Origin of the sequence: Pseudoalteromonas sp. S4741, from assembly GCF_005886135.1 — a bacterium.
Classification (GTDB): Bacteria; Pseudomonadota; Gammaproteobacteria; order Enterobacterales; family Alteromonadaceae; genus Pseudoalteromonas; species Pseudoalteromonas tetraodonis.
In genome coordinates this window covers 23056-30334 of sequence record NZ_PNCN01000063.1, presented here as the reverse complement: position 1 = coordinate 30334, position 7279 = coordinate 23056, and the positions used below count along the sequence as shown (strand labels likewise).

The following is a 7279-nucleotide window of genomic DNA, read 5'->3' as shown; positions in this document are numbered from 1 at the left end:
GACCCGTTGCCCGTTACTCTTTATCTTTCGCTTTGACCTTTAAAAAAGACGCGGAATAAATCCGCTGCTACATGTGTGCGGCATAAAGCCTCTGGGTTCGAGGTTCGAGAAATGACCAAATTTACGCGAGGTAAACTCGCTGCTACGAAATCTCGACTCGTAGCCCGTCGCCCGCTAACCTTCGTACTTTAAGCTAAATGCTCTCGGGCTAAATACTCTAACGATTGCATTTCTTGCAGGCGACTAACACAGCGTTTAAATTCAAAGTTTAAATTGCCTTGTGTATAGAGCTCGGTAATGGGTTTTTCTGCAGAGATAATTAACGTTACATTACGCTCATAAAATTCATCTACCAACGCAATAAAGCGCCTTGCTGCGTCATCATTATTTTGCCCTAACTGTTTTACATTAGATAAAATCACCGTGTTATATAATCGGCTTATTTCCATGTAATCCACTTGGCTACGGGCAGTTTCACACAGTTCGCTAAATTCAAACATAACGATGCAGTCAGACACCTTGCGGGTTTTGATCATCCGCCCTTCGATTTCAATTGGGGTATCTAGTTTACCGACTTCTGGCGAGAGCTTGTCAAAATATTCGAATAGGTTTTTATCGGCTTGTTCATCAAGCGGGCTGTGAAAAATTTCTGCTTGTTCCAGTGTACGTAATCGGTAATCAACGCCTGAATCTACATTAACTATTTCAGTGTGCTTATTCACTAAGGCAATAGCCGGTAAAAAACGAGCGCGTTGTAAGCCATTGCGGTATAAATCATCAGGTATAATATTAGAGGTTGCAACTAACACAATGCCGCGAGCAAATAGCGCTTCCATTAAACCACCGAGCAACATGGCATCGGTAATGTCTTGAACAAAAAATTCATCAAAGCAAATTATGTCTGTTTCTGCTTTGAAAATATCGGCAACTGTTTCTAAAGGGTTGGCAGTGTTATTTAACTTTTTAAGTTCATCGTGTACTCGGTGCATAAAACGGTGAAAATGCACCCGCATTTTTCTATCACCCGGTAACGCTTCGTAAAAAGTATCAACAAGGTAAGTTTTACCACGGCCTACGCCACCCCAAAAGTATAAACCTTTAATAGGAGCTGGCTCTGCTTTATTAAAAAGCTTTGCAAAAAAACCTTTAGATTGTGGTTTTGCTTGTGTTAAATCGTCGTATAAACGCTGTAAATGACGAACTGCATTTTCTTGTGCTGCGTCATGTACAAAGTCATCGCGTTGAAGGTCTTGCTGGTATGTTTGCCAAGGAGTCATATCTATTTACAGTTAAAACACAGTTTAATTTGTAAAGCATATTAACACGCATCAATACTCAGGGTATATTAGACTTAGTATGAATTATTATTGAACTAAATTTTTTAGTTATTTTCGCATAGAGGTGAATTTATGGGTACATTTACATGGGTAGGTTTAGTGATAGTGGTTGCTATTGCTGCATTTTTCGTTGGTGCCTTTGTCACTAAAAAACAATTTAAACAAGATGAGTTAGAGCAACAAGTAGAGCAAGCTAAGCATTCGCTTGAGCAGTATCGTCAAGATGTTGCCGACCATTTAGCGAACACTGGTAAGTTAGTAAACAAAATGAAAGAAAACTACGACCAGTTATTAAGTCATGTTGAAGAAACTAATCAACTGTTACTTGAGGACAGAAATAAAGCCCCTGCTGAACCGTTTTTCTCAAAAGAAACCACAGAACAGTTACAAGCGTCATTAAAAGAACGTAGTTCTGACCGCTCAAACGCCGATGCCCAACCAGCGGATTATGTGTCGGGTAAGTCAGGTTTATTTGCAGGTGATATGAATACTTCTAAAGCATCTTGATGAACTTTTTTTTGACCCCATAGTCTTTAAGTAATATACCTAACCATGTGTGAGCTAGGTATACAGCTTTGATACTTTTTTGAGGCTGCTTATTGCAGCCTTTTGCTTTTTAAGTGGAGTAAACCCTGACTATGAAAATGAAATTATCACTTATCAGTGCTGCTATTTTATCTACTAGCTTATTACTAAGTCCAACCGCCTCGTTTGCTAAGTTGCCGGTTGCCGTTAATGGTCAACAATTACCAACACTTGCCCCTATGCTTGAGCAAATTACCCCAGGTGTAGTGAGTATTCAGGTTTCAGGCTCTAAAGAGGTTCGCCGACGCGGTGACCCACTCGATTTCTTTTTTGGCAACCCGCAGCCACGTAGCCAAAAGCGCCAGTTTAGTGGTTTAGGCTCTGGAGTTATTATTGATGCTGACAAAGGTTATGTGGTTACTAACAATCATGTCGTGCAAGACGCTGAAAAAATGGTGGTCACTCTTGAGGATGGCCGCGAATATGAAGCAACAAAAATTGGTAGCGATAAAGAGTCTGATATTGCGCTACTACAAATAGACGCAGATGAATTAACCGCAGTAAAGCTAGCTAACTCAGATGACTTACGTGTCGGTGATTTTGCCGTCGCAATTGGTAACCCTTTTGGTTTAAGCCACACGGTTACCTCAGGTATTGTTAGCGCATTAGGCCGCAGTGGCTTAAATATTGAGGGTTACGAAGATTTCATTCAAACCGATGCCGCGATAAACCAAGGTAACTCAGGTGGGGCTTTAGTTAATTTAAACGGTGAGCTGATTGGTATTAATACCGCTATTTTAGGTGCATCAGGCGGAAATGTGGGGATTGGCTTTGCTATTCCGTCAAATATGATGAAAAACCTAGTTGATCAAATTGTAGAGCATGGTGAAGTACGCCGTGGTTCGTTAGGTATTTCAGGCCGCCCTCTTGATGCAGGTCTTGCTAAAGCACAGCAGCTTGATGTTAAACAGGGGGCTTATGTTATGCAGGTAATGGATGACACCGCAGCCAGCAAAGCCGGTATTAAGGCAGGCGATGTGATTATTAGTATTAATGGTAGCGAAATTAGTGGCTTCCATGAACTACGCAGTAAAATTGCCACCTTAGGTGAAGGCCGCGAAGTACAATTGGGGATTTACCGTGACGGTAAAGTTAAAAATGTGGAAGTAACCCTAGATGGTGCATCAGGCATTACCGCTGCGGGCGAAGAGTTACACCCAGCATTCCAAGGTGCAACACTGGAAAACGTGAAGAAGAACAAAATGAAAGGGATTGAGGTGACCTCTGTCGACCCTCGTTCGCCATCAGCACGAGTAGGCCTTGAAGAAGGCGATGTTATTGTGCAAGTAAACCGTCAACGAGTAGAAAGCATTCGCGACATGAACAAAATTATCGAAGATATTCAAGGTAATATTGTGTTAGGTGTGAAACGCGGACGTGAGTCTATTTTTGTATTAATTCAGTAATAATACAATAAAAGTAACAGCGGCACTTGCCGCTGTTATTTTTTTTGTGCCATCATAAAGGGATTGCTCACTAACAATAAGAATACCGTGCTAAAACTTCTAAAATTTGTACTTCCTCCTCTATTTGCCGGTTTAGGCATTGCTTTTTTAGTGGTTTTTTTTAGCCCTAACATGCGCACTGCATTGCTACCTAATGTGCCGCTACCTAGTGCAATGACTGCAAGTCATTTGAGCTTTTCTGATGCAGTTAAGCGCGCAGCGCCATCGGTTGTCACCATTTTTTCAGAAAGCATTTCTAAAGAGCCACGCTATAAACGCCAAAATACGGTGCAAGAGCTTGGTTCTGGGGTGATCATGTCACCTGACGGTTATATTTTGACTAATTACCATGTGATCAATAATGCCGATCAAATACTGGTTATTCTTACTGACGGCAGACGTTTTTTTGATGTGCAACTCATTGGATTTGATACTATTACCGACTTAGCATTATTAAAAATAAATGCCAATCACCTGCCAGTTATCCCTGTTAATGATAACTACAGTTCGAGTGTAGGCGATTTGGTGTTAGCCATCGGAAACCCACTTAACTTAGGGCAAACCATTACTCAGGGGATCATTAGCGCCACCGGTAAACAAAAAATTACCGACAGTCCTTACAATAACTTACTGCAAATGGACGCTGCTATTAACGTAGGTAACTCTGGTGGTGCACTGGTAAATTCTAATGGCGATTTAGTAGGGATCACCTCTGCCCAGTTTAAAACCCGTGAAAACTTAAATATACAAGGGATCTTTTTTGCGGTGCCTTACACCTTGGCAAAAGAGGTAATGGGTAAGCTTATACGCCATGGTCGTGTTGTACGCGGCTATTTGGGCTTTGAAGGCACAGCTGTAGACAGTACAGGCAAAGAGGTCAATGATAGCTTAACGCCTGTTGCAGGCATGCGTATTACCAACCTAGACCCTTTAGGTCCTGCATGGCAGGCGGGTATAGAAGAGCAAGATATTGTGATTAAAATTGCTGGGCTTTCAGTGGCTAATCCACAAAATGTATTGAAAAAAATAGGCAGTACCGAACCGGGGAAAGAAATTGAATTTGAGCTTTACCGTAACGGTGAAATACAAAAAATAATGGTGAAAGTAGCAGAGCTTGAAACCAAGCTATAAAGCGCTTATTTATACTTTGGCATTAGACATAAAAAAACGCGACATATCATCGCGTTTTTATGTCACCTGAACTCTGGTTAAGAGATTTACTAACGTATTGAATCAAAAATGATATTTATGTTTATTTTTCTCTAGCCAGAGATTTCCAGTGAAAACAAGGCGAAATTACGCGTCAATAGCTAGCCTATTGCAAGTAAATTCAACGCAGTTAGCGCTGAAAATAGCTGCTTGAGATAGATTTATTATCCAGAGTTCAGGTTACGTATTAGTATAACTAATTGCTTTTGCGTTTGATGTTAGCACCTAGCGCACTGAGTTTATCTTCAATACGCTGATAGCCTCTATCTACATGATAAATACGATCAACAACCGTTTCGCCTTGAGCCACAATCCCCGTTAGAATAAGACTCGCTGATGCACGAAGGTCAGTTGCCATTACTTGCGCACCCGATAAGCTTTTTGTTTCACCACAAAAGGCCGTATTGCCTTCTAAGCGAATATTAGCGCCCATACGTTGTAGCTCAGGCACATGCATAAAACGATTTTCAAAAATAGTTTCGGTAATAGTCGCACTACCATTAGCCACCACATTTAATGCGGTAAACTGCGCTTGCATATCGGTTGGAAAACCAGGATGAGGCATAGTTTTAATATTCACCGCTTTAAGCTCTCGGCCTCGCATGTCTAGATAAATACTGTCATCGTGCACTTCTAATAACGCATTGGTTGCACGTAGTTTTTCTATTACAGGCTCAAGTGAGTGAAAGTCGGTCATTTTACATAGTACTTCTCCGCCAGCCATCGCTGCAGCCACTAAAAAAGTACCTGTTTCAATACGATCCGGTAATATGCGGTGTTCACAACCTGATAAACGCTCAACCCCTTCAATCTCAATACGGCTTGAGCCCGCACCACTGATTTTAGCCCCCATAGCAATTAAGCAATTGGCTAAATCGATAATTTCTGGCTCGCGGGCAGCATTTTCCAGTACTGTTTTACCCTCGGCGAGCGTTGCCGCCATCAGTAAGTTTTCAGTAGCACCTACGCTGATCATTTCCATGAAAACTTCAGCGCCTTTTAAGCGACCATCTACTTTGGCATTAATATAACCGTTTTCAACGGTTATTTGAGCGCCCATACGCTCTAAGCCTTGAATATGAATATCAACCGGGCGCGCACCAATAGCACAGCCACCAGGTAAGGATACTTGTGCCTCACCAAATCGAGCGACTAAAGGGCCAAGTGCAAGCACTGACGCACGCATTTGCTTTACTAGGTCATAAGGCGCTAACGTGCTATTTACCGTTGCACCATCAATAATGAGTGAATCGCCCTGCCACTGAACATCAGCGCCTAACGTTTTCAGTAAGGCTTCGGTCGTGATGATATCGCGAAGATGTGGTACGTTAGTAAAAGTACTTTTACCATCAGCTAATAAAGCTGCGAATAGAATCGGAAGAGCTGCGTTTTTAGCGCCAGAAATAGTTACTTCACCAGCCAGTGAAGTGCCACCTTGAATTACAAATTGATCCATTTAAGGGGCCTTATTTATTGCGGTAAAATGAATTTTTGCTCACGTTTCCACTCTGTCGGAGTAAAAGCGCGGATAGAAACAGCATGAATGGTACCGTCTGAAATAGTGTTCATTAATGGCCCATATACTAGCTGTTGCTTTTTAACACGACTTAATCCGTCAAAGCATTCACCGACAGCGATTACTTCATAATGACTGCCATTGGCTTTTACATGTACTTCAGCTAACTGAAGTTCGTCGCGTAATAATGTTTCGACTTGACTCGTTTCCATAACTCTCACTCAAATAGGGTTGTAACCTGGCCTAACTGCATAAGGTTTTGCAGTTGTTCAGGTGGGTTTTGCAATTCAAGGCGAATGCCTTGCTGCTTAAATTCTGTAAAAGAGTGAATTAACCAAGCTAAGCCGGCTGTGTCAACCCTTGTCACCTCACTTAGGTCAAAATAAAGGGTTTTATGCTCAGTTTGTCGCTTGGTATTCAGAAGCCGTTCATTGCCAATTGAATTATGAGTCAATTCACCACTGACTCGTAAATGCTGCTCATCGACTTGGCTGATTGCCAATTTAGTCATTTGTGTCACTGCCTCTAAACTGAACCGGTAACTTACTTTTTTGCTCTAACAGGTCGCTAACGTGGTCAATACCTTGTTGGCGTAAAATGCCCTGAAACTCACTTTGTTTTGCATCAAGTAAGCTAATGCCTTCAGCAATCATATCGTAAGCGCGCCATTCGCCACTTCTATCTTCACGTACTTTAAAATCAATTTTAATATCAGGCTTACCGGCTTCTACAATTTTGGTTTTTATCACCACCACATCTTTGCCTTTAAAAGGCTGCTCGGCAGCAAATTCAACTTGTTGATTAGTATACTGGGTAAAAACGCCAGCATAAGTGGCAACAAGGTACTCTCTAAACGCGCCAATAAAACGCTGAATATCTTCAATTGCTTTTGCTTTTTCTGCTTTGTCGGTAATGGCGCGTACCTTAGATACTTCGCTACCTAACACTCTCAGTGCAGCATATTTGTAGTCAATGTAAGGCATCAGTTCTTCTTCAACGATGACCCGTAAATGCTCTTTATTAGCGGTTATTAACGGCTGGTCTTTGGTAATACGTTCAAAGGTATTATCAGCAACCTGACGTACCATTTTATTAGGATCAGCCAATTTCACCTCACCGGCATGTACACTTTGTACTAGCGTGACAGTTACTAATGCGATACTTGCTAAAAATGTTTTCAACATAAT

The 7279-nt window shown here is 41.6% G+C and carries 8 protein-coding genes; 3 read left to right on the top strand and 5 right to left on the bottom strand.

The features are described from left to right. Positions 1–188 precede the first annotated feature (188 nt). Positions 189–1277, bottom strand: coding sequence for a cell division protein ZapE (zapE, locus tag CWC30_RS10685; protein ID WP_138627054.1), 1089 nt, complete (start codon positions 1275–1277; stop codon positions 189–191). Positions 1278–1409: 132 nt separating this feature from the next. On the opposite strand from zapE, the gene CWC30_RS10680 reads away from it, so the two are divergent. The 3 genes from CWC30_RS10680 to CWC30_RS10670 all read left to right on the top strand — a co-directional run bounded on the left by CWC30_RS10680 (position 1410) and on the right by CWC30_RS10670 (position 4498). Next, complete coding sequence (locus CWC30_RS10680; RefSeq protein ID WP_036981235.1) at positions 1410–1844, top strand: Z-ring associated ZapG family protein; 435 nt, start codon at positions 1410–1412, stop codon at positions 1842–1844. Between the two features lie 131 nt (positions 1845–1975). Continuing rightward, complete coding sequence (locus CWC30_RS10675) at positions 1976–3328, top strand: Do family serine endopeptidase (RefSeq protein ID WP_008465125.1); 1353 nt, start codon at positions 1976–1978, stop codon at positions 3326–3328. Between the two features lie 87 nt (positions 3329–3415). After that, positions 3416–4498, top strand: coding sequence for a trypsin-like peptidase domain-containing protein (locus CWC30_RS10670; protein WP_013463993.1), 1083 nt, complete (start codon positions 3416–3418; stop codon positions 4496–4498). A gap of 274 nt (positions 4499–4772) precedes the next feature. Here CWC30_RS10670 and murA read toward each other — a convergent pair whose 3' ends face one another. From murA to CWC30_RS10650, 4 genes are read right to left on the bottom strand one after another with little or no spacing between them, the layout of a single operon-like run. Next, positions 4773–6032: a UDP-N-acetylglucosamine 1-carboxyvinyltransferase gene (murA, locus tag CWC30_RS10665; protein ID WP_008465122.1), complete on the bottom strand. Its 1260-nt coding sequence runs from the start codon at positions 6030–6032 to the stop codon at positions 4773–4775. Positions 6033–6046: 14 nt separating this feature from the next. Beyond that, positions 6047–6304 carry a BolA family protein gene (locus tag CWC30_RS10660; RefSeq protein WP_007378312.1) on the bottom strand — a complete coding sequence of 86 codons (258 nt, stop codon included), beginning with the start codon at positions 6302–6304 and terminating at the stop codon, positions 6047–6049. Positions 6305–6309: 5 nt separating this feature from the next. Continuing rightward, positions 6310–6603 carry an STAS domain-containing protein gene (locus tag CWC30_RS10655; RefSeq protein ID WP_008465119.1) on the bottom strand — a complete coding sequence of 98 codons (294 nt, stop codon included), beginning with the start codon at positions 6601–6603 and terminating at the stop codon, positions 6310–6312. Continuing rightward, entirely contained in the window at positions 6596–7276 is a 681-nt protein-coding gene (locus CWC30_RS10650) for an MlaC/ttg2D family ABC transporter substrate-binding protein (protein WP_069438866.1), read from the bottom strand. The genes CWC30_RS10655 and CWC30_RS10650 overlap by 8 nt, the downstream gene beginning before the upstream one ends. Positions 7277–7279: the final 3 nt, after the last annotated feature.